Genomic DNA, 22992 nt, shown 5'->3' with positions numbered 1-22992 from the left:
TGGGTGTTTTTTATTCTAAAAGGCGAGTTTTCACTACTATTCTACCTCCATACACCCTGTAATCGCCCTGAATAAGGAAAAAAGATGAGCTCAATGAGAAGCTACAAAGGTATAAAGCCTGAACTTGGTGAGCGTGTTTACGTTGACCCAACCTCTGTTTTAGTCGGTGATATCCGAATTGGCGATGATTCTAGCATTTGGCCATTGGTAGCAGCGCGAGGCGATGTAAACCACATTCACATTGGTGATCGAACGAATATTCAAGATGGCAGTGTTTTGCATGTCACCCATAAGAACGCCGAAAACCCAAACGGCTACCCATTGATTATTGGTAATGACGTTACGATTGGCCACAAAGTGATGCTGCACGGTTGTGAGATCCACGATCGTGTTTTGATTGGTATGGGAGCTATTGTTTTAGATGCTGTTGTAATTGAGTCAGAGGTGATGATCGGAGCAGGCAGTTTAGTGCCACCTGGGAAAGTATTAGAAAGTGGCTACTTATATGTTGGAAGCCCAGTAAAACAAGCTCGCCCTCTATCAGAAAAAGAACGAGCTTTCTTGCAAAAGTCTGCCAACAACTATGTGCAAAACAAAAACGACTACTTAAATGAAGTAAAAGACTTGAACTAAAGCCCTGTTAACCGATGATGATATGGCCTTCTTCGTTGAAGGCTTCATCTTCTATTAGCTCTTCAGCCATTTCTTCTAGGTCGAATCGGTAATCAGTAAACACTTTAATTGCCGCTTGCTCAGTTTCAATCAGTGAACCACTGAGCTTTTCTAACTTTTGTTTCGTCACAAAGCACTCTATTAGTGCGCCTGATTGTTGCGCCGAAAAGTTTACCGATTGTGATACTTCATCCCATGATTGAATATCTGGGAATAAGATGGATTGATTCATCGCTTATTGACCTTCAAGGTTCTTTCTTAGTTCTCTGAGAATTTGTTTGGCACCAGGACGTAAGCCACGCCAGAGCATAAAGCTTTCCGCAGCCTGCCCAACTAACATTCCAAGACCGTCATACGCATGAGCGGCACCATTCTCTTTTGCCCATAAGTTAAAGCTCGTCACCCCTTTGCCATAAATCATGTCATAGCTTGTACTGTTAGCGGCAAAGATGGAGGATGAAATAGTCGGCAGTTCACCACTTAGAGAAGCGGATGTGGAGTTAATGATGACATCATACTCTTCATCAATACTTGCTATCTCTTTGGCGAGGATAGGACCGTGAGAGACAAACAGCTCTGCAAGCTCCTGTGCTTTACTAAAGGTACGGTTGGTAATGGTTAAAGAGGTCGGCTTTTGATCAAGTAGTGGCTTAATAACACCACGAGCTGCACCACCAGCACCAATAATTAGGATTCGCGCGCCTTCCAATACAACCTGATGCTGAAGCAGATCTTGCACTAAACCTGCACCATCAGTGTTGTCACCGATGATTTCACCATCGTCTAACTTCTTGAGGGTATTTACCGCGCCTGCTAACTGAGCCCGTTCTGTCAATCGACTAGCAAATTGATAAGCATCTTCTTTAAATGGCATAGTGATGTTGCACCCCTTGCCACCTTCAGCAAAAAACACCTTCGCCGCGTCAATAAAACCATCAACAGGTGCACTTTCTGCAGTGTACACCAAAGATTGATTAGTTTGACGAGCAAACAAGGTGTGAATGAATGGCGACTTACTGTGTCCGATAGGATTACCAAACACGGCGTAGCGATCGATTTGCTGGGTCATTTCCTTACCTTTGTTCCTTACTTAGATATAGAGAAAACAGGGCCACCTGATTACAGATGACCCTATCACTATCTATCTATATAGAAAAGGAGATTCCGTGCTTACCACTCTCGGGGCGTTAGGTATCGCTCGTAAAGTTCAGCTTCTGGCGATCCCGCTTCTGGCTCGTAGCAGTACTCCCAGCGAGCGAGCGGCGGCATTGACATCAGAATCGACTCAGTACGCCCACCACTTTGTAAACCAAATAAGGTGCCACGGTCATACACTAAGTTGAACTCTACGTAACGGCCGCGACGATATAGTTGGAATTCACGCTCACGCTCACCATACTCGATCTCTTTACGACGAGAAACGATCGGCAAATAAGCCTGGCAATAGCCTTCACCGACTGCTTTGATGTAAGCAAAACACTTATCAAATTCCCAATGGTTTAGATCATCAAAGAACAAACCGCCAACACCGCGAGTTTCATTACGATGTGGTAGGAAGAAATATTTGTCACACCATGCCTTATGCTCTTGGTAAACATCGTCACCAAATGGTGCACAAAGCTGTTTTGCAGTGTCGTGCCATGATTGGCAATCTTCTTCAAATGGGTAGAACGGCGTTAGGTCAAAACCACCACCAAACCACCAAATTGGGTCTTCGCCATCTTTTTCTGCAATAAAGAAGCGGACATTGGCGTGTGAAGTCGGTACGTAAGGGTTTTTAGGGTGAATAACCAAAGAAACACCCATCGCTTCAAAACGACGACCCGCTAGCTCTGGGCGATGCGCTGTCGCAGATGCTGGCATTTCTTTCCCTTCCACATGCGAGAAATTCACGCCTCCCTGCTCGAAAACAAGGCCATCACGCAAAACACGTGAGCGACCACCGCCACCCAGACGCTCTCCTTTTTCACGTTGCCATGCATCTTCGACAAAGACGGCCTTTCCATCTTCTTGTTCTAACTGCTGACAAATGGAGTCCTGAAGTGACATCAAGAACTGCTTTACGGCGTGCTTATCGATCGCTGACATACGTTATTACCTATTACGTGAAACCTAATGATGGCTGGCTAGCAGGGTTAACCCTGTCTTAATATTTGTGAAGTTTTGGCGTCACGAATCTCGCTGGGTTTATCACGACCGCTGGTCTCGCCACGAAGAATGGCGACCAGCTTATCACCCAACTGCTCTTCGACTTCTTCCGTGGTCATACACGGTGGTAAGCCGGAAAGATTCGCGCTGGTAGAGGTTAACGGCTTTCCGAATGCATTACACATTTTTTGCACCAAAGGATGATCAGTCACACGAACCGCAATTGAATCAAACTGCCCTGAAACCCAGTTGGATACTTTATCGCTCGCTGGCATGATCCAAGTGTATGGGCCTGGCCAAGTGGCATGAACAGTCTGTAATTGTTCTTCAGTCAACTGAGATTCATCAATATAAGGCAAGAGCTGATCATAACTTGCCGCGATTAGAATCAGCCCTTTTTCTACCGGACGCTGCTTGAGCTCTAATAGCTTTTGAATTGCTTCTGGGTTATCTGGATCACATCCGACACCAAAAACCCCTTCTGTTGGATAGGCAATCACTTCGCCTTGCTTGAGTGCGTTGAGCACTTGTTCAAAGTTATCCACCGATTACTTCCTATTTGTTTGACTGTGTTGTTTTCACTAAGTGTACAAATATTCATTCTCAGACACTAAAGCAATTTTTTTATAAAATGTATCAATAGCGCCAACAACAAGACGCAAACGTTTGCTTGAGATAAAAATCCCCGTATAATGCGCACAAATTTATAGCTCACCTAATTTTTGCAGCTTAAAGGAGTTTGAGATGAAAGTCGGTATCATCATGGGTTCTAAATCCGATTGGCCAACCATGAAACTAGCAGCGGACATGCTAGACCAATTTGGCGTGCCTTACGAAACAAAAGTCGTGTCAGCACACCGAACTCCTCAATTACTGGCTGACTACGCTAGTGGCGCAAAAGAACGCGGCATCAAAGTTATCATCGCAGGCGCAGGTGGTGCAGCCCACCTACCAGGTATGGCGGCGGCGTTTACTAGTTTGCCAGTGCTTGGGGTTCCCGTTCAGTCTCGTGCACTGAAAGGTATGGATTCACTGCTTTCTATTGTACAGATGCCAAAGGGAATTGCGGTTGGTACATTGGCGATTGGCGAAGCGGGCGCAGCAAACGCCGGTATCCTAGCTGCGCAAATCCTAGGCACTCATGATGAAAACATCATGGCGAAGGTAGAAGCATTCCGTAATGAGCAAACGGAAACAGTTCTCGCAAATCCAAACCCTGCAGAGGATTAATCAGATGCATGTACTGGTTCTTGGTGCGGGTCAGTTGGCTCGTATGATGTCTCTGGCTGGTGCGCCACTGAATATTCAAATTTCAGCTTACGATGTCAGCAGCGGTGATGTCGTTCACCCTTTAACTCAACAGGTACTTGGCCATGGCTTGGAAAATGCGATTACGCAAGTTGATGTGATTACTGCCGAGTTCGAGCATATTCCACATGACGTGCTCAAGGTTTGCGAAGCGAGCGGCAAGTTCCTACCAAGTACGCAAGCCATCAAAGCAGGTGGTGATCGCCGTATTGAAAAAGCACTGCTTGATGATGCCGGCGTGCGCAACGCGAAATACTACGTCATTGAAACTCGTGAAGACTTTGACCGCGCAATTGAACACGTTGGTATGCCAATGGTTCTGAAAAGTGCATTAGGTGGTTACGATGGTAAAGGCCAATGGCGCTTAAAAGAAGCTTCTCAAGTCGACGACATTTGGACTGAGATGTCGGAGTGCATCGCGGCAACACCAACTCAAGCGATTGTTGCTGAAGAGTTTGTTCCTTTTAACCGCGAAGTATCACTGGTTGGTGCTCGAAGCAAAGATGGCAGTGTGGAAGTGTATCCTCTGGCAGAGAACGTCCACACCAACGGTGTATTGAGTCTTTCTACTGCGATTGATGCGCCAGGGTTACAGGAACAAGCAAAGCAAATGTTCACGGCAGTCGCAGATAGCCTAGATTACGTTGGCGTATTAGCGCTTGAGTTCTTTGATGTCGATGGGGCACTTTTAGTGAATGAGATTGCTCCACGCGTGCACAACTCTGGTCACTGGACACAGCAAGGTGCAGAAACGTGTCAGTTTGAAAACCATCTGCGCGCAGTGTGCGGCTTACCATTAGGCAGTACGAAATTGGTTCGTGAAACCTCAATGATTAATATTCTTGGTGAAGACACACTACCAGAAGCATTGTTATTAATGGATGGTTGCCACATTCATTGGTATGGCAAAGAGAAACGTGCAGGTCGCAAGATGGGACACATCAACGTGTGTGGCGACTACCCAGGAGAATTGCACCGTAGGTTGTGCGCTCTGGCAGACATCTTAGACCCAATAGCTTTCCCAGCCGTGCAAGCGTTCGCTAAACAGCCTCAACACTAACGTTTGGCAGCAAAAAAATAAAAAAAGGGCCGCACGATGCGACCCTTTTTAATTCCTTTGATGTATTTACCCTTGTTGGGTGTGCTGGCACTTACGGTTGGCACATTGCAATTTCACACCACTGGCGAGTTTCTTCTCCACCAACAAAGTAAAACCACATTCTTCGCATCGCCCCTTGACCGGAGCAAGGTTCACAGCAAATTTGCATTTAGGGTAGTTGTCACACGCGTAGAATGTTTTGCCAAATCGGGTTTTACGCTCAACCAAATGTCCTTTGCCACATTCAGGGCAAGCGTGTTGCTCTTGTGACTGCGCCTCTGGCTCTGGTTGATTAATCGACTCAATATGATGACAAGCCGGGTAATGGCTACAACCAACGAACATACCGTAGCGCCCTTGGCGGAGAACCAACTCATTGCCACACTCAGGACAAGGCACACCCAACTCTTTCACGATGTGACCATCATTGCTGTGTAGCGGTTTAATGTAATCACAGCTTGGGTAATGGTTACAGCCGAGAAATGGGCCATGTTTTCCGTGCTTGAGAGTCAGCTCACCACCACATTTTGGACACGGCTCGTGTTCCAAAGCGTGTTCATGGGCAGAGAAAAGGGTGTTGTCGATTTTACTACTCATACTTACCGTTTCGTGAAAAACACACAAAAAGACAAGCTCGCGTTTATTCTAGTTAAACTCGAACTTGCCCAGATGGTTAGTGAAGAATCCCTTGTTCCTTGGTGTACAACAGCTCTTCCATTAGCGTGTAAGCGTTTTCGTTGCCAGGCACATTAAACAGCACCATCAGAATGATCCATTTGAGATCTTCAAGCTCAAACTCACTCGTTTCTAATCCCATCACTCGGTCAATCACCATTTCGCGAGTTTCTGTGGTTAACACATTGATTTGCTCGAGAAACAATAGAAATCCTCGGCATTCCAAATCTAAACGCTGCATCTCTTTCGCTGTGTAGATACGAGTTGATGACGAAGCCATGCAAGTCGAGATTGCAGAAGAGGTGTCACTTTGCTGCAATGCGGCAAGCTCTTCTAACCAGACAAGGGCTTTGTAGATATCTTTTTGTTGGAAGCCTGCACGAAGCAACTCTTCTTCCAACTCGTCTTGTTCGACCTGTAACTCTGCATCGCTATGGATGTAGGTTTCGAATAGATACATCAGTATATCCATCATCATAGCTAGCCCCTCCCCTTTCGAATATAGCCACCTGAAACCGCAACGACATGCCCAGAGAGTTCTAACTCTAAGAGCTGCATCATGACTTCTTGGACAGGTATATTGGTCCTGTTTGCAAGAATATCAACCGGTGTAGCTTCACTTCCTACGTTAGCTAACAGCTGAGGAAATGGCAATTCTTCTTCATCATTTAACGTAGAAAATAAATCGGTACTCTGATTAATAGACCAATCAAGCAAGGACTGTATTTCATCTAAGACATCTTTCGTCTTTTCTACGAGGCAAGCGCCATGACGTATCAACTGGTTTCCACCGCAGGCATTGGGGGCATTGATTGACGCTGGCAGCGCAAATACTTCTCGACCTTGCTCAAGCGCGTAACGAGCTGTAATTAACGAGCCGCTCTTTTTCGCCGCCTCGACGACCAGTACACCAAGCGATAATCCACTAATAATACGATTACGACGCGGGAAGTTTTCTGGGCGCGGCTTGGCATTAGGCCGAAACTCGGACACCAAAGCCCCATGTTCAATAACACGTTGCGCTAAACCACGATGACGTGCCGGATAAATATTTGCTAAGCCAGATCCTAGCACCGCAATCGTCTTACCACCCGCTTGCAACGCACCATCATGCGCATGACCATCAATGCCTAAAGCGAGACCACTGGTGACAATAAAATCGTGCTGAACAAACTCTGCAGCAAACTGACGTGCATGCTGTAATCCATCAATACTCGCATTTCGACTTCCAACCATCGCGATTTGTGGCTGAGAAAGACAAGTAGGGTTTCCTTGAACAAAAAGTAGAGGTGGCGGTGCAACGATTTGTTTGAGCTGAGGTGGATAACACGGGTCAGTCAGTGTCAGGATATGATGATTTGTAGAAGCCTCAAGCCAACTTAAACAAGCATCGACTTCTTTATCTGTTGAAGCCCAAGCTTGAATTTGCTTAGTTGTTAACCCAAGTTGTTGTAGCTGTTCAGGAGAGAAGTTTACGATGTTACGTGGCGTGTCTCTTGCCAGTAGCTTATTCATTTTGACGCCGCCAATGCCTGGTAAACAACTCAGTTTTAACCAGGCATCGAGATCATCGTTATTTCGTCGATTCATCGATGGTTAATTCGTCCGCCAACGGTGACACCACCGAAATATCTTGGTTAATGGGTTTCGTACTGTTAGTGATCAGTGCCAAGCTAAAGTACTCATAAGGACGAATGACCAGCAACTCACCAACTTTGCTTTGAGGCAAAGTAATTTTCTTATCAAGCACGCCAAACTCTTTCTTGAACTCATCGCCGTCTTTGTAAACTGGGTGCGCGTCTTCTTTTAAATCAAACACACTGCCTTGCTTGAGATTGTCTGACGTGCCTTTATCAATCACCACGACTTGGTTAGTTGAACTAAAGCGAATACCTTCGATATTACCTAGCAACTTTGCAGAACTGCCTTGTGGCGACGGCAGCGGATAGAACGTAGTCGTGAAGTCAGTATTCTCAACCGATTGATTTGGCAACGCGATATCGTTACGTAGGATTTCTTGCATTTGCGATGTAAGCTTCAAACCTGAATAATCACTCGAAGCTTCAACGAGCTCGCCTTTGGCAATCAAACGCAGCGCGGTAATCTCTTCGGACACATCGTCACGCGAAAAGGTAGCTACTGGTCGGTAAATAGCCCAACCTGTCGCGGTCTGATTGCCATTGATATACAGCACATCTTCTGCAGTCAGATACTTACTGCCTTTGCTGCTACCCATCACTTTTGCTGCTCTGTTCAACGAATCTTTATCTAGCAACCGATCCGATTTAAGGTAAGGCATCACCAAACCTTCCGCGACCGTTGGTACGGCTTTCTTTTCTGTGATGCGAGCTTTCGGGCTCAGCTTCTTAACCGGTTTTAGGCTCAACACGGGCTGACCGTTAATCCACACCAAAGACAGCTTGTCACCGGGATAAATTAAATGAGGGTTATCGATTTCCGGGTTTACTTGCCATAAACGAGGCCACAACCACGGGCTATCTAAGTACATGGCCGAAATATCCCATAGCGTATCGCCCTTCACAACTACATATGTTTGTGGCGCATCATCTTTAACAGTCAGTGGGTTCGCATCCACATTTGCTACAGCGTTGAAAGAGAAAAGTAACGGCAACGTAACACTGGCAACGTTGCGGAAAATTCGATTCATGACCCTCGTCCTTGGTCTATTAAGCAGGAACCAGAATGGAAATTGGTGCAAGGATGCTGTCATTTAGGCTATAAAATGTCTAGAATTGAGCCAACAAGGTTTGTGCTGTTTCGGCACAGTTCAATATTTCGAGTGAATATGTCTGTATTACAAGTATTAACATTCCCGGATGATCGCCTGCGCACAGTCGCAAAGCCTGTTGAAGCGGTGACACCTGAGATTCAAAAAATCGTCGATGACATGATTGAAACCATGTACGACGAAGAAGGTATTGGCCTTGCTGCAACGCAGGTTGATATCCACAAACGTATCGTAGTGATTGATATTTCAGAAACTCGCGATGAGCCGATGGTGCTAATCAACCCTGAGATTCTGGAAAAGCGTGGCGAAGATGGCATCGAAGAAGGCTGTCTGTCGGTACCAGGTGCGCGCGCACTTGTGCCTCGCGCTGCAGAAGTTACCGTTAAAGCACTGGATCGTGATGGCAAAGAGTTCACCTTTGAAGCCGACGACCTGCTAGCGATTTGTGTTCAACACGAGCTTGATCACTTACAAGGTAAGCTGTTCGTGGATTACCTATCGCCACTGAAACGCAAACGCATTCAGGACAAGCTAGCGAAAATCAAACGCTTTAACGAGAAGCAGCAAAACGCTTAATCTCGAACCATACCAATTAGAAGGAAGTCTACCTTGAGTCAGTCTTTACGAATTGTCTTTGCAGGTACTCCGGATTTCGCCGCCCGTCACTTGGCGGCGTTGTTGTCTTCGGAGCATGAAGTCATCGCGGTTTACACAAACCCAGATCGTCCAGCGGGTCGTGGCAAAAAATTGGCTGCGCCACCGGTAAAACAACTGGCGCTAGAACACAATATCCCGGTTTACCAACCTGAAAGCTTTAAGTCCGACGAAGCGAAACAAGAACTTGCCGATCTGAACGCCGACCTCATGGTTGTCGTGGCGTACGGTATGCTGCTGCCACAAGCGGTTCTTGATACACCTAAACTGGGTTGTATCAACGTACATGGTTCTATCCTACCTCGTTGGCGTGGTGCGGCTCCAATCCAACGCTCTATTTGGGCGGGCGATGCAGAAACTGGCGTGACCATCATGCAGATGGACATCGGTCTCGACACTGGTGATATGCTGAAGATTGCAACTCTGCCAATCGAAGCGACAGATACCAGCGCTTCAATGTACGAAAAATTGGCTGAGCTTGGTCCAGAAGCCCTGATTGACTGCCTAGTAGACATTGCTGCGGGTAAAGCAGTGCCAGTGAAGCAAGACGATGAGCTAGCGAACTATGCGAAAAAGCTCAGCAAAGAAGAAGCACGCATCAACTGGAACGACGATGCGGCGCACATTGAGCGCTGCGTTCGTGCATTTAACCCATGGCCAATGAGCCACTTTGAGGCGGCAGAAAACAGCATCAAAGTATGGCAAAGCCGTGTGGCAGAGCAAACCAGTGACAAGCCAGCCGGCACCATCGTACAAGCAGATAAAACCGGTATTTATGTTGCGACAGGCAACGGCGTACTGGTGCTAGAGCAACTGCAAGTTCCGGGCAAAAAAGCCATGTCAGTTCAGGATATTCTGAATTCGCGTGCGGCTTGGTTTGAAGTTGGCACTCTGCTGGTTTAAGCCATACTAGGGGTTATTATCCCCGATTATACGAACTTTTAGAGGGCAGAGATGCCCTCCTTTACTTTAAGGTACTCATCATGAATGTTCGCGCTGCGGCTGCTAACGTCCTGTATCTTGTCGTCGACAAGGGCCACTCACTTTCAAGCGCTCTTCCAGCGGCTCAACAAACGGTACGACCTCGTGACCACGCTCTGTTACAAGAGATCTGTTACGGTGCGCTACGTTACCTACCTCGCCTAGAAATGATCGCAAACCAATTGATGGATAAGCCGCTAAAAGGCAAACAACGTGTATTCCATCACCTAATTCTGGTTGGTATTTACCAACTGAGCTTCATGCGCATTCCTGCGCACGCAGCTGTCGGTGAAACGGTTGAAGGCACTAAAGAGCTGAAAGGTCCTCGTCTGCGTGGTTTGATTAACGCGGTATTGCGTAACTACCAGCGCAACCAAGAAGAACTCGACCAAATGGCCGTCAGCAACAACGCTGGCAAGTACGGTCACCCAAGCTGGTTACTAAAACTGCTGCAAGAGGCCTACCCACAGCAATGGGAAAGCATTGTTGAAGCGAACAACCAAAAAGCACCAATGTGGCTGCGTGTGAACCATCAACACCACACTCGTGATGAATACCTTGCGCTGCTCAAAAATGAAAACATTGATAGCACGCCACACACAGAAGCAATGGACGCCATAAAATTGGCCGCACCATGTGACGTGATGAAGCTACCTGGTTTTGAAAAAGGTTGGGTTTCGGTCCAAGATGCGGCGGCGCAGCTCTCGATCAACTATCTAAAACCACAAGACGGCGAACTGATTTTAGATTGCTGTGCAGCGCCAGGTGGCAAGACGGCGCACATTCTAGAGCGCACGTCAGGCAGTGAAGTGGTCGCGATTGACTGCGACGACACACGCTTGAAACGTGTGCATGAAAACCTGAAGCGTCTCAACCTTCAGGCAAAAGTGGTTTGCGGTGATGCGCGTAATCCACAAGAATGGTGGCAAGGCGAGCAATTTGATCGCATTTTGCTGGATGCCCCATGTTCTGCGACTGGCGTGATTCGTCGTCACCCAGACATCAAATGGCTACGTCGTGCAGACGACATCGCCGCATTAGCAGAGCTGCAAAGTGAAATTTTTGATGCCATGTGGACGCAACTGAAGCCCGGCGGCACCATGGTTTACGCGACTTGTTCAATCACACCGCAAGAAAACGTGGAGCAAGTAAAAGCGTTTTTAGCACGTACCGCGGATGCGCAACTGCTGGATTCTGATCCCGACCAGCCTGGTCGTCAAATTCTACCAGGCGAAGAAGATATGGATGGTTTCTACTACGCAGTGCTAACTAAAACACACGCGTAACAGCATGCTAAATAGGGCGATTGGAGTGATTTCAATCGCCTTTTTCAGATACGAGAAAAGAGTATGAAGATCATTATTCTTGGTGCAGGTCAGGTTGGCGGCACACTGGCAGAAAACCTAGTGGGTGAAAACAACGACATCACCATCGTCGACAATAATGCCGACCGACTGCGTGAATTGCAGGACAAATACGACCTACGAGTGGTCAATGGCCATGCGAGCCATCCAGACGTGCTACACGAAGCTGGCGCGCAAGACGCCGATATGCTCGTCGCAGTAACCAACACTGATGAAACCAACATGGCCGCCTGTCAGGTCGCGTTCACTCTATTCAATACCCCAAACCGCGTTGCGCGTATTCGCTCTCCAGAATATCTGGCCGAAAAAGAAGCCCTGTTTAAATCTGGTGCTATTCCTGTTGATCACCTTATCGCACCAGAAGAACTCGTCACGAGCTACATCGAACGTCTGATCCAATACCCAGGCGCGCTGCAAGTGGTGAGCTTTGCTGAACAGAAAGTCAGCCTAGTGGCGGTGAAAGCCTACTATGGTGGCCCGCTGGTGGGTAATGCGCTGTCTGCTTTGCGTGAGCACATGCCGCACATCGATACCCGTGTGGCGGCTATTTTCCGCCAGGGTCGCCCGATTCGCCCACAAGGCACCACGATTATTGAAGCCGACGATGAAGTGTTCTTCGTTGCAGCAAGTAATCATATTCGCTCAGTGATGAGTGAGCTTCAGCGTCTAGAAAAACCGTACCGCCGCATCATGATTGTTGGCGGGGGTAACATCGGCGCAAGCTTGGCTAAACGCCTAGAGCAAACTTACAGCGTGAAGCTGATTGAGCGTAACTACCAGCGTGCAGAAAAGCTCTCTGAGCAACTAGAAAACACCATCGTGTTCTGCGGTGATGCGGCAGACCAAGAGCTTCTCTCGGAAGAGAACATCGACCAAGTCGACGTTTTCATCGCGCTGACCAACGAAGATGAAACCAACATCATGTCTGCAATGTTGGCAAAACGCATGGGCGCTAAAAAAGTGATGGTGCTGATCCAACGTGGCGCTTATGTAGACCTGGTACAAGGCGGCGTAATTGATGTAGCAATCTCACCACAGCAAGCGACCATTTCCGCCTTGCTAACGCACGTTCGTCGCGCTGATATCGTAAACGTGTCCTCACTTCGCCGCGGTGCTGCGGAAGCGATTGAAGCCGTCGCTCACGGTGATGAAAGTACATCTAAAGTGGTTGGACGTGCGATTGGAGATATAAAGCTTCCACCTGGGACCACCATTGGTGCTATCGTTCGTGGCGAAGAAGTTCTTATTGCCCACGACCGTACGGTCATCGAGCAGGATGACCATGTGGTGATGTTCCTGGTCAACAAAAAATACGTATCAGACGTCGAAGCGCTATTCCAGCCGAGTCCATTCTTCCTCTAGGATTTTCCTATGGTCAACTTACGTCCCGTACTGTTTGTTATCGGGCTGGTTTTATCCAAACTGGCCCTGTTTATGTACGTGCCGACTTTGGTCGCTTTCTTTACCGGTACGGGGGGATTCCTCGATTTCGCCCAAGCCGTTGTGATCACGCACCTTGCCGCCTTCATCTGCCTAACGATAGGTCGAACCGCCAAGTTCAAACTCAGCGTACGCGATATGTTCCTCATCACCAGTTTGGTTTGGACCATCGCGAGTGCGTTTGCCGCCTTGCCATTTGTGTTTATCAACCACATCAGCTTCACCGACGCCTACTTCGAAACGATGTCGGGTATCACCACGACGGGCTCAACGGTGCTCAGTGGCCTAGACAACATGGCGCCGAGCATATTGTTGTGGCGCTCTATTTTACAGTGGCTTGGTGGCATTGGTTTTATCGTGATGGCGGTAGCAGTGCTACCTATGCTGAATGTCGGTGGTATGAAGCTATTCCAAACCGAATCATCCGATTGGTCGGATAAAAGTAGCCCGAGAGCAAAAACGGTCGCCAAAAACATCGTAGCGGTTTATTTGATGCTTACTGGCTTATGCATTGTGGGCTACTTGGTCACCGGCATGAACCTGTTTGAAGCGATCAATCACGCCTTTACCACGCTATCAACGGGCGGATACTCTACATCCGACGGGTCGATGAACCACTTCTCTAATGGCGCACACTGGGTGGCCACTACCTTTATGTTCTTAGGTGGCTTGCCATTTTTGCTCTTCATCGCCGCGTTACGTAAACGCCGTATTGATGTGTTAGTTAACGACGCTCAAGTTCGAGGATTCGCGTACCTGTTCGTGTTCTCAAGCTTAGTGATTTCAGCCTGGTTAGTGATTCGAGATGGATACACCATTTTGGATGCGCTACGAGTGTCGATGTTTAATATCGTCTCTGTCGTCACCACAACCGGCTTTGGCTTAGAGGACTTCACCGCGTGGGGCGCATTACCCACAACTCTTTTTGCCTTCTTAATGATGGCGGGCGCATGTTCGGGGTCAACGTCTGGTGGGATCAAAATCTTCCGTTTCCAAATCGCAATGACACTGCTGAACAAACAGATGATGAAATTGATTCACCCTTCAGGTGTGTTTGTACAGCGCTACAACCAACGCCCAGTGAATGATGACATTGTTCGCTCGGTGGTCGCGTTTGGCTTGATGTTCTTTATCACCATCATCTTTATCGCGGGTTGCTTGAGTGCACTGGGTTTAGACCCCATCACTAGCATCTCTGGTGCCATCACTGCGGTAGCCAACGTCGGCCCAGGTATGGGAAGCGTGATTGGACCGACGGGTAACTTCGCGCCTCTGCCAGATACCGCCAAGTGGCTCCTGAGCTTTGGCATGTTAATGGGCCGCTTGGAAATTCTGACTATTCTTGTACTGTTCTTCCCTGCGTTTTGGCGCCGCTAAGCAGACTCTAATTAAAAGGTATAACAATGAAAACATGGATTACTCTGGCGACCCTACTTGCCGCCTCATCCACATACGCCGCCGAGGTCATCACTTTAGCCGATGGTCGAGAAGTGAAGTTGAACGATGACTTTACCTGGGAGTACGTCATGAAAAAACCGGCGCAGCAAGCGACGGAGACACAAACAACAGCAAGCGTAGTTGAAACAATCGCAGCTCCTGCGATTGCGACAATTCCTGTGGTAACGAAAACCGTTGGCACGACCGTGGTGGTAAACGCCAAAAAGCCAACCATGCAGCTATCAGATTCAGGTGTGGATGTATTGATTGGTTCAGCAAGCTATCAAAGCGGTGAGCTTATTTTACCTACATCAATCACTAACCAAAGCTCTCAATCTGTCATTCAAGTGGAAGTTGAGGTGCAAGTGTTTGATATGTCTGGTCAGCAACTGGCAAAAGAAAACGTGACGGTTTGGCAATCCATCAAGCGCATGGCGGATACCTACCTGCGACCACAGCAAGCGGAACAAGGTAAGAGCATTAAATTGGCTGTACCGCAATCACAGCAATACCAGTTTTCTGCCAAAGTGCTAGAGGTAAAAACTCGCTAATACGTGTTTAATATTCTTTGTTGAGCCTATCGGCTAGATAGGCTCAACAAAGTAATAAATCGCAAAGAAATGGCACACGCAGCCAGCCAAAACAAAGCCGTGCCAGATCGCATGGTTAAAGGGAATGCGCTTCGCGACGTAGAAAATTACCCCTAGTGAATACACAATTCCACCAGCAGCAAGCAGTGTAAGTCCGCCGACATCCAAGTTAATAGCTAATTGATAAATCACAATCAGCGATAACCATCCCATCACCAAATACGTCATCAAAGAAAGCTTTTTAAATCGATAGACGAACGCAACTTTCATGATGATGCCGATCAACGCAATGCTCCAAATAACGATCATCAACCCAAATGCTAGAGGTGTTCTTAAGCTGACTAACAAGAAAGGGGTATAGCTGCCTGCTATCAAAAGATAAATAGCACAGTGGTCGAAGGTTTTTAGCCAACGTTTCGCTTTGGGATGAGGGATCGCATGATAGAGCGTCGAGGCCAAAAATAGCACGATAATACTCGCACCATAAATCGCCATACTGGTAAGCGTTAAAGTGTCAGCTTGATGGTCTATGGCTTTAACTAACAGCAGTATCAAGCCAACAATACCAAAAATCATCCCTATACCGTGGGTGATGGTATTGGCCAGTTCTTCACGTTGACTGTATTGAGGTTTCTGCAGCTCGGACATCAATGCGCCTATACTAGAGTTTGAAATTTGCTCTAGTATGGCACATTAGGCTTACACGTGTAAGCTTAAATTAAGACTCATGAACGGCAGTAGTTTGATCGAGATAATTGAGTACCAGTTCGCCAACTTGATCTGGCTTAGTCGTGGCAGGAATGGTCAGCTCTCGCTTGAGTTTGCCACTACCCAGTAAGCTCGCGAGCATGCCACCTTGCCCCTTGCGTGTGCGGTCAACTTCAAACCACAACTTGAGCTCTTGCTCACTGCGGTGGGCAACAAATTCTAATTCGCGCCACACGCCGTGGTAAGGTCCGTCGGTTGGCACCAGTTCAAACTCTTGCACAAATGGTAGATCGAATCCTTTCACTTCCTCGCATTCCACCTGGCGAATTCGTAAACCTTGCGCTTCAAATGCAGATAGTACCGCATCCATCAGTGGATCAGGTCGAACGGTGAGGATGTCTTTATCAGTCGGATCCAAAGCAGCGGCAACGTCTAAGCCGGTTTCTAACCATACTTTGGCATCACCAATGGTGATAGGCGTGTTCCAAGGCACATCGAGCTTAACATCGAAGGTACGCTCTTCGCCGGAATGGATGGTAAATGCGTAAGGGAGACTCCACTTAGCAAGCACATGAGTTTGAGGTACTCGGCGCATGCTGTGTCCTTCTCGCGCACCACGGTCATCAGGGGCTTCTGCGATGTAGCGGCAACAGAGTTTTAAATCAATGTTGTCGATCGCTTGTTCAGTCGCACCACCATATACATGGATCGACACATCCACACTTTGACCTGGGTATAGCACGTCTTGGTTTAAGATTGAGTCGACCTTCGCGCTCCCAATCCCAAAACTGGCAAGTGTCTTCTTCAAAAATGACATAGGCACCTCCTTCATCGAGATCTCATACTACTACTGCTGATCGTGGGATCAAACAAAAATTGCCTCGAACATCGCGACAAAATGACAAAATCTAAACAATTCAATTGCTCAACTATCGACCAATTATTACAAGGATGCTAATCTTACACTTGATATGCATGCATATCGGTATTCCTGACTCATTAACTGGATTGGCGAGAGCCAGAAGAGTGATTCTTCAATCTTGTTGGAGCCTAGCTCATAATGATTCAGGCCATTACATCGGCAATGGATATGCCTGACAGTTAGGTAAATTAATGCGCCCAACAACAGTCAGGTTCGCACACACTAATACTAGTGCAATGCGCCGCCGCAGTGGCTTTACTACTGCACCAAAGGCAAAGCAAGTTGCGCCAGCAATGACATTGGTTGAGAAGACAGCAATGATGTCGAGTGTTCCGGCCAAAGTTATCAAAGCAGCTTAATCAAAAGCGCGGCGCCAGCTGCGCTTTTTTCTTTGCGCGCTACTCATAAAACTTCAAAGACTTAGAACAAACCACGGTGAAAGAGATCGTTTTTCCTATTTGGTCTTAGCAAAGCAATTTGGTACCTTTACTGCTAATTACACCTATAAATTCTGTGGAGAAAGAAATGAAGTGTCATCGCATTGAAGAGCTGCTTGAGCTACTAGAGCCTGAATGGCATAAAGATCAAGAGCTGAACCTCTTGCAGTTCATCGTTAAGCTGGCAAAAGAAGCAGGCTATAAAGGAAAGCTAGAAGATCTGACCGACGATGTACTGATCTACCACCTTAAAATGCGTAATAGCAGCAAAGATGAAATGATCCCTGGACTCAAAAAAGACCAAGAGGACGATTTTAAAACGGCGATCCTACGCGCTCGTGGCATCATCAAATAACTAGCTCAACAGCCAGTATTCTTTAAGCGACTCTCTCTGTGAGTCGCTTTTTTATAACCAAAGTTTTTAGTCCCACAATTGGTTATAACTGTTCAGCCAATTATCAGGTTAACTGTACTGATTTTTGTTGTTAAACATTGACTGCGTTAAAGAAACGGAATTGTTATTGATTGTATAATCGCCGTTCATCAGTATTTACTAAAATAATTATGTTCGGTCATCTTTATGACGGAACGAGCAGCAATGTCATCGAGCGACATCAATAGAAATGACGCCGTACATTATAAAAGCCTAAGAAGGATGAGTGCATGAGTCAGGACAAGATCGATATCAAAGATGTGACTCCTAAAACCTATAATCCCAAAACCCACAAAGGAAACGGGGATCGGTTTAACCCAAGTAATCGCATCTATGTACGCGAAAGTAAAGGAACTTACCAGAAACTGCGTCGTTACGGTGGTTGGTTCTTACTACTTCTCTTCGCTTTGATACCGTGGATTCCTTACGGTGAACGTCAAGCGATCTTGCTTGATATTGGCAACCAGCAGTTCAACTTTTTCGGTACCACACTGTACCCACAAGATCTTACCCTACTCGCCTTGCTGTTTGTGATCGCGGCGTTTGGGTTGTTCTTTATTACCACCTTCTTAGGTCGGGTTTGGTGTGGCTATCTCTGCCCACAAACCGTCTGGACCTTCATGTATATCTGGTTTGAAGAGAAGCTCGAAGGTAGTGCCAATAAACGCCGTAAACAAGACTCCAATAAGCTGACGGCGAATTTAGCGATGCGTAAAGCCGTCAAACATATAGCTTGGTTTGCTATTGCACTCGCCACTGGTTTTACTTTTGTTGGCTACTTCGTACCAATGAAGCAATTGGTTATCGACTTTTTCACCTTTAACGCCAACTTCTGGCCCGTCTTTTGGGTAATGTTCTTTGCCATTTGTACTTATGGTAATGCTGGTTGGATGCGTTCCATCATGTGTATTCACATGTGTCCTTACGCGCGCTTCCAGTCTGCCATGTTTGATAAAGACACCTTCATCGTTGGCTACGATGCAAAACGTGGGGAAAAACGTGGCCCACGTCCGCGTAAAGCCGATCCAAAGCAACTTGGTTTGGGTGATTGTATTGATTGTGATTTGTGTGTGCAGGTGTGCCCAACAGGTATCGATATTCGTGACGGCTTGCAGTATGAATGTATCAACTGTGGCGCCTGTATTGATGCGTGTGACAACACCATGGATCGCATGGGCTACGAGAAAGGCCTAATTAGTTACACCACCGAGCATCGCTTATCGGGTAAGAGTACCAAAGTCATGCGTCCGAAGCTGCTAGGCTATGGTGCCGTACTACTCGTCATGGTCGGTCTTTTCTTTGCCCAAATTGCAGCGGTAGACCCAGCAGGCATGAGTGTTATTCGCGACCGTAACCAACTGTTCCGCGTTAATAGCTCGGGAGAAGTAGAAAACACCTACACCCTCAAGGTGATCAACAAAACTCAGCAAGTGCAAGAGTACTCGTTGGATGTTGAAGGGCTATCCGATGTAAGCTGGTATGGTAAGCAGACAATTCAGGTCCAGCCAGGTGAGGTATTGAACCTGCCAATGAGTCTTGGTGCCGATCCTGACAAGCTAAACTCTGCGATTACGACAATTCAGTTTATACTCACCGATAAGAGCAACGAATTCACTATTGAAGTAGAAAGCCGTTTTATTAAAAAACTATAGCGCTACTTCAGTGACTAACGGAAAAAGGCTCAGTAATGAGCCTTTTTGTTTATATGTCCCAAAGTATGTTTAACTTTGACGCCCTTACCCCAGATTTTATGTGGTACGCGTTAGAAAGCATCGGCGTTCGCGCAGAATCAGGCTTTCTTCCCCTCAATAGCTACGAAAACCGTGTTTATCAATTTACTGACGAAGAGCGTCGTCGTTATGTCGTCAAGTTTTACCGTCCTGAACGTTGGAGCAATGAACAGATCCAAGAGGAGCACGACTTTACTTTAGAGCTGATTGGCAATGAGATCCCCATCGCACCACCTGTGCGCATCAACGGTGAAACCCTGCATCACTATCAAGGCTATGCTTTTGCGCTGTTTGATAGCGTGGGTGGTCGCCAATACGAGGTTGACAATTTAGATCAGCTCGAAGGTGTAGGGCGTTTCCTTGGCCGCATCCATAAAGTTGGCAACCGCCAAGCCTTCCAACATCGCCCTACGATCGGCTTACAAGAATACCTGTATCAACCAAGAGAGATTCTGCAAAACGCCAATATGATTCCAATGCACTTGGAGAACAGCTTCTTCAATGACTTGGATATGCTGATCAAATCAATTGAAAGCCACTGGCAAGAAGGCTTCAATATGATTCGTTTGCATGGCGATTGCCACCCAGGCAATATTTTGTGGCGAGATGGCCCTATGTTTGTTGATTTGGATGACGCTCGTAACGGCCCTGCAGTACAAGACTTATGGATGCTACTGAACGGTGAACGCCAAGACAAACTGATGCAGTTGGATATTGTTTTAGAGGCTTACCAAGAGTTTTGCGACTTTAATCCTGCAGAATTGAAACTAATCGAGCCACTTCGCGGTCTACGAATGGTGCACTATATGGCATGGCTAGCAAAACGTTGGCATGACCCTGCATTTCCTCTCGCTTTTCCATGGTTTAATGAGCCAAAATACTGGGAAGGTCAGGTCCTTGCATTTAAAGAGCAGATCGCCGCTTTAGAAGAAGCACCGCTGTCTTTAATGCCTCAATGGTAAGTCAGGCCAAAAATTCAAAAATGGAGATATTTCGATGAAAAAACTGTTCGCACTGTTTTCTATGCTGATGTTAAGCCTGTCGGCACATGCAGCGCAATTCAAAGAAGGTGAACATTACAAAGTATTGGATCTTGAGGCATCAAAAAAACCTCTTGTGACGGAGTTTTTCTCTTTCTACTGCCCGCACTGTAATAGCTTTGAACCAGTTATCCAGCAACTGAAAAAACAGTTGCCAGAAGGTACTAAGCTATTAAAAAACCACGTTTCTTTCATGGGTGGCAACATGGGCCCATCAATGAGCAAAGCCTACGCAACGATGGTTGCATTAAAAGTGGAAGACAAAATGGTGCCAGTGATGTTTAACCGCATCCACAATCTAAAGAAAGCACCACGTAATGATGAAGAACTTCGTCAAATCTTCCTTGATGAAGGTGTAGACGCGAAAAAGTTCGATTCTGCATTCAAAGGCTTCGCGGTTGATTCAATGGTTCGCCGTATGGACAAGCAATTTGAAAACAGCGGTCTAACCGGCGTTCCTGCGGTTATCGTTAACAACAAATACCTAGTTCAAGCACAAAGCATCAAAACGATGGATGAGTACTTCTCTCTGGTGAACTACTTGCTGACACTAAAATAAGCACATCGATATCAATCAAAAGGGGAGCACGTCGCTCCCCTTTTGTTTATTTGTAAATCTCTTGTAGTAACCGATCTTTTTCTTGCCACACATCACCCAGCCATTGCTGAAATTGCCGCTTATAGGGCTTATCGTTGAAGTAATCACCGAGCACTCGTTCATCAACGGGTAACACATTCACACGCACAACCACCTTGCCCATTCGACCCATCAATAAATCCTTGAACGGTTTATGCGTATTTTTTGGGTACGCCAACGTCACGTCGATAATGCTCTCGAACTGTTCCCCCATCGCCGCTAACGTGTACGCAATCCCGCCCGATTTTGGTTGCAGCAAATATTGATAGTTTGCTTTACTCTTACGCTGCTTTTCTTCGGTAAATCGGGTTCCTTCGACATAGTTAACCACTGTGGTTGGAGTGTGTTTGAATTTAGCGCACGAGCGACGTGTCGTCTCTAAATCTTGACCTCGCTTATGAGGGTTGCGGATCAGATACTCTCGCGAATAGCGACGCATAAATGGCATGTCGAGCGCCCAACACGCCATCCCGATGAAAGGCACATACAGCAGTTGTTGCTTGAGAAAAAACTTCGGCATGGGAATACGGTCTTTAAACACGCAGCAAAGCACAACAATATCTGTCCAACTGAGATGGTTACTGATCAGCAGATACCACCCGTCTTTTTTAAGCGCTTCACCGCCCTGAACATCCCACTCAACACGGTTAGATACCGCCAGAATGCACGCATTAACGGTAGCCCATAACCACATCACCTTATTGGCACAAGCGGTCGCTATCGCTTTTAGCTTTACGCCAGGAAGCAATATTTTAAATACAGCGATAACACAAATTGCGAGTGAACAAACCGCAGAATTGAGAATCACAAAAGAAGCGTTAAAAAAAAATAACAAATATGCCAACATGATAGTCAAACAACAGTAATAATGTGTGAAGAATAAAACAGCGTGTAATTATACTGCGCCTTTGCCACATTGGAACATGCGTGGGAATGGTCAGATTTGTTACCGCAACCAATATGTGCACCACTCATTCGACAACAAGGAGATAACGAATGAAACCAAGGCTACTTCTCTTGCCTTTGGCCTTTGTCGTCAGTTCTGCTCAGGCTCAACTCGCTGAAACCGCAGGTTTTGGCGGTGAAATTTCGCTGAATGCCGGATTCATATCATCAGAATCCAATTTCAATACAGAAAATAGTAACACCATCGATTCTCTCGATAAGCGTGCCGATAGTGACAGTTCCGTTATCGCTGCACCGCTAGGGAGTGTGACATACACCTTTGGTAGCCGACTCAACCACCAAGTTTACGCCGGTACCACACGCTCAGATGTCGCGGTAGGTACACTCGCTTTTCAGTTGGGCTATCAACACGAGCTACAATCTGGCACCGTGCTCGATGTTTCCTATCTGCCGACGGTACTCAAAGGCGAAACTTGGCGCAACCCTTATCAAGTAGGAACCGCACGTAAAGAGACGGATGTTGACGGCAATGCGTATCGCTTTCAGATCAAAGGGTTGATTGATAAGAACTTCAACCTTGATCTTGCTTATGCTGATAAAGACATCGAGCAGGAGGAAGTGACAGACCGCTCACTTGCTCGCGATGCTAACCTTTACTATGTCAAAGGCGACTATCGCATTCCACTCAACCAAACATCTATGTTGCAACCCGCTTTCACCTACATCAATCAAGATGCCGACGGTAAGGCGGAGTCATTTGATTCGTACGGGTTTGACATCAGCTGGTTTAAATTTATCAATCGCCATCGATTGGCTCTCACCGCGGGTTACGCATGGAAAGACTATCAAGCCGCTAGCCAAACTTTTGCTAAAACACGAAATGACGACACCATCAGCCTATTTGCGGCCTACGAATATCAAAACGTATTTGACTGGCAAGACTGGTCGTTCATTTCTTTAGCCGGCTATAGCCAAACTGACTCGAATATCACGTTTTATGAGGAGAAAGAGTACCTATTGTCGCTTGGTCTCAACTACACCTTCTAACGTCCTTCATCGCAA

Annotated in this window: 26 protein-coding genes; 15 read left to right on the top strand and 11 right to left on the bottom strand. The window is 46.8% G+C overall.

All coding sequences use genetic code 11. From position 1 onward, the window contains the following. The first annotated feature begins 84 nt into the window (after positions 1-84). The gene (locus R7Z41_RS18780; RefSeq protein WP_158157070.1) at positions 85-633 is read left to right on the top strand and encodes a gamma carbonic anhydrase family protein; all 549 of its coding nucleotides are present in this window, start codon (positions 85-87) and stop codon (positions 631-633) included. A 7-nt stretch (positions 634-640) separates the two neighbouring features. Here the strand turns inward: R7Z41_RS18780 and R7Z41_RS18775 are convergent, their stop codons facing one another. The 4 genes from R7Z41_RS18775 to R7Z41_RS18760 form a co-directional block, all read right to left on the bottom strand. Then, on the bottom strand, positions 641-904 hold the full coding sequence (locus R7Z41_RS18775) for a DUF1488 domain-containing protein (RefSeq protein WP_005379090.1): 264 nt from the start codon (positions 902-904) through the stop codon (positions 641-643). Positions 905-907: 3 nt separating this feature from the next. Then, on the bottom strand, positions 908-1741 hold the full coding sequence (gene aroE, locus R7Z41_RS18770; RefSeq protein ID WP_005379088.1) for a shikimate dehydrogenase: 834 nt from the start codon (positions 1739-1741) through the stop codon (positions 908-910). A 101-nt stretch (positions 1742-1842) separates the two neighbouring features. Beyond that, the gene (hemF, locus tag R7Z41_RS18765; RefSeq protein ID WP_064368877.1) at positions 1843-2760 is read right to left on the bottom strand and encodes an oxygen-dependent coproporphyrinogen oxidase; all 918 of its coding nucleotides are present in this window, start codon (positions 2758-2760) and stop codon (positions 1843-1845) included. 47 nt (positions 2761-2807) lie between these two features. Beyond that, entirely contained in the window at positions 2808-3365 is a 558-nt protein-coding gene (locus tag R7Z41_RS18760; protein WP_005379084.1) for an L-threonylcarbamoyladenylate synthase, read from the bottom strand. A 199-nt stretch (positions 3366-3564) separates the two neighbouring features. Here R7Z41_RS18760 and purE point away from each other — a divergent pair, with 199 nt between their 5' ends. Both purE and R7Z41_RS18750 read left to right on the top strand, forming a co-directional pair. Beyond that, positions 3565-4050, top strand: a complete 486-nt coding sequence (gene purE / locus R7Z41_RS18755; RefSeq protein WP_005379082.1) for a 5-(carboxyamino)imidazole ribonucleotide mutase — start codon at positions 3565-3567, stop codon at positions 4048-4050. Between the two features lie 4 nt (positions 4051-4054). Continuing rightward, positions 4055-5188, top strand: a complete 1134-nt coding sequence (locus tag R7Z41_RS18750) for a 5-(carboxyamino)imidazole ribonucleotide synthase (RefSeq protein WP_186584568.1) — start codon at positions 4055-4057, stop codon at positions 5186-5188. Between the two features lie 66 nt (positions 5189-5254). Here the strand turns inward: R7Z41_RS18750 and R7Z41_RS18745 are convergent, their stop codons facing one another. The 4 genes from R7Z41_RS18745 to R7Z41_RS18730 all read right to left on the bottom strand — a co-directional run bounded on the left by R7Z41_RS18745 (position 5255) and on the right by R7Z41_RS18730 (position 8570). Next, positions 5255-5824 carry a type I DNA topoisomerase gene (locus R7Z41_RS18745; RefSeq protein ID WP_017821580.1) on the bottom strand — a complete coding sequence of 190 codons (570 nt, stop codon included), beginning with the start codon at positions 5822-5824 and terminating at the stop codon, positions 5255-5257. Between the two features lie 76 nt (positions 5825-5900). Beyond that, complete coding sequence (locus tag R7Z41_RS18740; protein ID WP_005379074.1) at positions 5901-6380, bottom strand: DUF494 family protein; 480 nt, start codon at positions 6378-6380, stop codon at positions 5901-5903. 2 nt (positions 6381-6382) lie between these two features. Continuing rightward, positions 6383-7492, bottom strand: a complete 1110-nt coding sequence (dprA, locus tag R7Z41_RS18735; RefSeq protein ID WP_042523881.1) for a DNA-processing protein DprA — start codon at positions 7490-7492, stop codon at positions 6383-6385. Next, the gene (locus R7Z41_RS18730) at positions 7476-8570 is read right to left on the bottom strand and encodes a LysM peptidoglycan-binding domain-containing protein (protein ID WP_017821578.1); all 1095 of its coding nucleotides are present in this window, start codon (positions 8568-8570) and stop codon (positions 7476-7478) included. Before R7Z41_RS18730 ends, dprA begins: the two co-directional genes overlap by 17 nt. A 138-nt stretch (positions 8571-8708) precedes the next feature. Between R7Z41_RS18730 and def the strand changes: the two genes are divergently transcribed. The 6 genes from def (at position 8709) to R7Z41_RS18700 (ending at position 15078) form a co-directional block, all read left to right on the top strand. Beyond that, complete coding sequence (def, locus tag R7Z41_RS18725; protein ID WP_005379068.1) at positions 8709-9227, top strand: peptide deformylase; 519 nt, start codon at positions 8709-8711, stop codon at positions 9225-9227. Positions 9228-9260: 33 nt separating this feature from the next. Next, a complete protein-coding gene (fmt, locus tag R7Z41_RS18720) occupies positions 9261-10208 on the top strand; it encodes a methionyl-tRNA formyltransferase (RefSeq protein WP_005379066.1) in 948 nt (315 codons plus the stop codon). An 80-nt stretch (positions 10209-10288) separates the two neighbouring features. Next, a complete protein-coding gene (rsmB, locus tag R7Z41_RS18715; protein WP_025628789.1) occupies positions 10289-11572 on the top strand; it encodes a 16S rRNA (cytosine(967)-C(5))-methyltransferase RsmB in 1284 nt (427 codons plus the stop codon). Between the two features lie 63 nt (positions 11573-11635). Then, entirely contained in the window at positions 11636-13012 is a 1377-nt protein-coding gene (gene trkA / locus R7Z41_RS18710) for a Trk system potassium transporter TrkA (protein WP_005379062.1), read from the top strand. Positions 13013-13021: 9 nt separating this feature from the next. Further along, positions 13022-14467: a TrkH family potassium uptake protein gene (locus tag R7Z41_RS18705; RefSeq protein WP_006742925.1), complete on the top strand. Its 1446-nt coding sequence runs from the start codon at positions 13022-13024 to the stop codon at positions 14465-14467. Between the two features lie 26 nt (positions 14468-14493). Continuing rightward, positions 14494-15078 (top strand): DUF3157 family protein, encoded by a 585-nt coding sequence (locus R7Z41_RS18700; protein WP_005379050.1) that lies wholly within the window; start codon positions 14494-14496, stop codon positions 15076-15078. Between the two features lie 33 nt (positions 15079-15111). Here the strand turns inward: R7Z41_RS18700 and trhA are convergent, their stop codons facing one another. Then, the gene (gene trhA / locus R7Z41_RS18695) at positions 15112-15765 is read right to left on the bottom strand and encodes a PAQR family membrane homeostasis protein TrhA (protein ID WP_005379047.1); all 654 of its coding nucleotides are present in this window, start codon (positions 15763-15765) and stop codon (positions 15112-15114) included. Positions 15766-15835: 70 nt separating this feature from the next. Continuing rightward, on the bottom strand, positions 15836-16642 hold the full coding sequence (locus R7Z41_RS18690) for a sporulation protein (RefSeq protein ID WP_031781056.1): 807 nt from the start codon (positions 16640-16642) through the stop codon (positions 15836-15838). A gap of 296 nt (positions 16643-16938) precedes the next feature. On the opposite strand from R7Z41_RS18690, the gene R7Z41_RS18685 reads away from it, so the two are divergent. The 5 genes from R7Z41_RS18685 to R7Z41_RS18665 all read left to right on the top strand — a co-directional run bounded on the left by R7Z41_RS18685 (position 16939) and on the right by R7Z41_RS18665 (position 20946). Beyond that, positions 16939-17106 carry a hypothetical protein gene (locus R7Z41_RS18685; protein WP_005379043.1) on the top strand — a complete coding sequence of 56 codons (168 nt, stop codon included), beginning with the start codon at positions 16939-16941 and terminating at the stop codon, positions 17104-17106. A gap of 166 nt (positions 17107-17272) precedes the next feature. Continuing rightward, complete coding sequence (locus R7Z41_RS18680; protein WP_005379040.1) at positions 17273-17539, top strand: YihD family protein; 267 nt, start codon at positions 17273-17275, stop codon at positions 17537-17539. A 308-nt stretch (positions 17540-17847) separates the two neighbouring features. Then, complete coding sequence (gene ccoG / locus R7Z41_RS18675; RefSeq protein WP_005379038.1) at positions 17848-19269, top strand: cytochrome c oxidase accessory protein CcoG; 1422 nt, start codon at positions 17848-17850, stop codon at positions 19267-19269. Positions 19270-19322: 53 nt separating this feature from the next. Then, positions 19323-20309 (top strand): serine/threonine protein kinase, encoded by a 987-nt coding sequence (locus R7Z41_RS18670; protein WP_065275093.1) that lies wholly within the window; start codon positions 19323-19325, stop codon positions 20307-20309. Between the two features lie 34 nt (positions 20310-20343). Next, positions 20344-20946 (top strand): thiol:disulfide interchange protein DsbA/DsbL, encoded by a 603-nt coding sequence (locus R7Z41_RS18665; protein ID WP_005379036.1) that lies wholly within the window; start codon positions 20344-20346, stop codon positions 20944-20946. 46 nt (positions 20947-20992) lie between these two features. On the opposite strand, the gene R7Z41_RS18660 is transcribed toward R7Z41_RS18665, so the two are convergent. Next, positions 20993-21871 carry an acyltransferase gene (locus R7Z41_RS18660; protein ID WP_065274973.1) on the bottom strand — a complete coding sequence of 293 codons (879 nt, stop codon included), beginning with the start codon at positions 21869-21871 and terminating at the stop codon, positions 20993-20995. 149 nt (positions 21872-22020) lie between these two features. Between R7Z41_RS18660 and R7Z41_RS18655 the strand changes: the two genes are divergently transcribed. Further along, positions 22021-22977, top strand: coding sequence for a DUF2860 domain-containing protein (locus tag R7Z41_RS18655; protein WP_005379034.1), 957 nt, complete (start codon positions 22021-22023; stop codon positions 22975-22977). Positions 22978-22992: the final 15 nt, after the last annotated feature.

It is taken from the genome of Vibrio sp. 1457, from assembly GCF_033340195.1.
GTDB lineage: Bacteria > Pseudomonadota > Gammaproteobacteria > Enterobacterales > Vibrionaceae > Vibrio > Vibrio alginolyticus.
The sequence above is the reverse complement of the archived record's forward strand: the minus strand, read 5'-3'. Positions and strand labels throughout refer to the sequence as shown.

Bases quoted from the DNA above. Each gene is read 5' to 3' on its own strand.
- R7Z41_RS18780 (WP_158157070.1), top strand. From the start codon at position 85: ATGAGCTCAATGAGAAGCTACAAAGGTATAAAGCCTGAACTTGGTGAG.
- R7Z41_RS18775 (WP_005379090.1), bottom strand. From the start codon at position 904: ATGAATCAATCCATCTTATTCCCAGATATTCAATCATGGGATGAAGTA.
- aroE (WP_005379088.1), bottom strand. From the start codon at position 1,741: ATGACCCAGCAAATCGATCGCTACGCCGTGTTTGGTAATCCTATCGGA.
- hemF (WP_064368877.1), bottom strand. From the start codon at position 2,760: ATGTCAGCGATCGATAAGCACGCCGTAAAGCAGTTCTTGATGTCACTT.
- purE (WP_005379082.1), top strand. From the start codon at position 3,565: ATGAAAGTCGGTATCATCATGGGTTCTAAATCCGATTGGCCAACCATG.
- R7Z41_RS18750 (WP_186584568.1), top strand. From the start codon at position 4,055: ATGCATGTACTGGTTCTTGGTGCGGGTCAGTTGGCTCGTATGATGTCT.
- R7Z41_RS18745 (WP_017821580.1), bottom strand. From the start codon at position 5,824: ATGAGTAGTAAAATCGACAACACCCTTTTCTCTGCCCATGAACACGCT.
- R7Z41_RS18740 (WP_005379074.1), bottom strand. From the start codon at position 6,380: ATGATGATGGATATACTGATGTATCTATTCGAAACCTACATCCATAGC.
- dprA (WP_042523881.1), bottom strand. From the start codon at position 7,492: ATGAATCGACGAAATAACGATGATCTCGATGCCTGGTTAAAACTGAGT.
- R7Z41_RS18730 (WP_017821578.1), bottom strand. From the start codon at position 8,570: ATGAATCGAATTTTCCGCAACGTTGCCAGTGTTACGTTGCCGTTACTT.
- def (WP_005379068.1), top strand. From the start codon at position 8,709: ATGTCTGTATTACAAGTATTAACATTCCCGGATGATCGCCTGCGCACA.
- rsmB (WP_025628789.1), top strand. From the start codon at position 10,289: ATGAATGTTCGCGCTGCGGCTGCTAACGTCCTGTATCTTGTCGTCGAC.
- trkA (WP_005379062.1), top strand. From the start codon at position 11,636: ATGAAGATCATTATTCTTGGTGCAGGTCAGGTTGGCGGCACACTGGCA.
- R7Z41_RS18705 (WP_006742925.1), top strand. From the start codon at position 13,022: ATGGTCAACTTACGTCCCGTACTGTTTGTTATCGGGCTGGTTTTATCC.
- R7Z41_RS18700 (WP_005379050.1), top strand. From the start codon at position 14,494: ATGAAAACATGGATTACTCTGGCGACCCTACTTGCCGCCTCATCCACA.
- trhA (WP_005379047.1), bottom strand. From the start codon at position 15,765: ATGTCCGAGCTGCAGAAACCTCAATACAGTCAACGTGAAGAACTGGCC.
- R7Z41_RS18690 (WP_031781056.1), bottom strand. From the start codon at position 16,642: ATGTCATTTTTGAAGAAGACACTTGCCAGTTTTGGGATTGGGAGCGCG.
- R7Z41_RS18685 (WP_005379043.1), top strand. From the start codon at position 16,939: ATGCGCCCAACAACAGTCAGGTTCGCACACACTAATACTAGTGCAATG.
- R7Z41_RS18680 (WP_005379040.1), top strand. From the start codon at position 17,273: ATGAAGTGTCATCGCATTGAAGAGCTGCTTGAGCTACTAGAGCCTGAA.
- ccoG (WP_005379038.1), top strand. From the start codon at position 17,848: ATGAGTCAGGACAAGATCGATATCAAAGATGTGACTCCTAAAACCTAT.
- R7Z41_RS18670 (WP_065275093.1), top strand. From the start codon at position 19,323: ATGTCCCAAAGTATGTTTAACTTTGACGCCCTTACCCCAGATTTTATG.
- R7Z41_RS18665 (WP_005379036.1), top strand. From the start codon at position 20,344: ATGAAAAAACTGTTCGCACTGTTTTCTATGCTGATGTTAAGCCTGTCG.
- R7Z41_RS18660 (WP_065274973.1), bottom strand. From the start codon at position 21,871: ATGTTGGCATATTTGTTATTTTTTTTTAACGCTTCTTTTGTGATTCTC.
- R7Z41_RS18655 (WP_005379034.1), top strand. From the start codon at position 22,021: ATGAAACCAAGGCTACTTCTCTTGCCTTTGGCCTTTGTCGTCAGTTCT.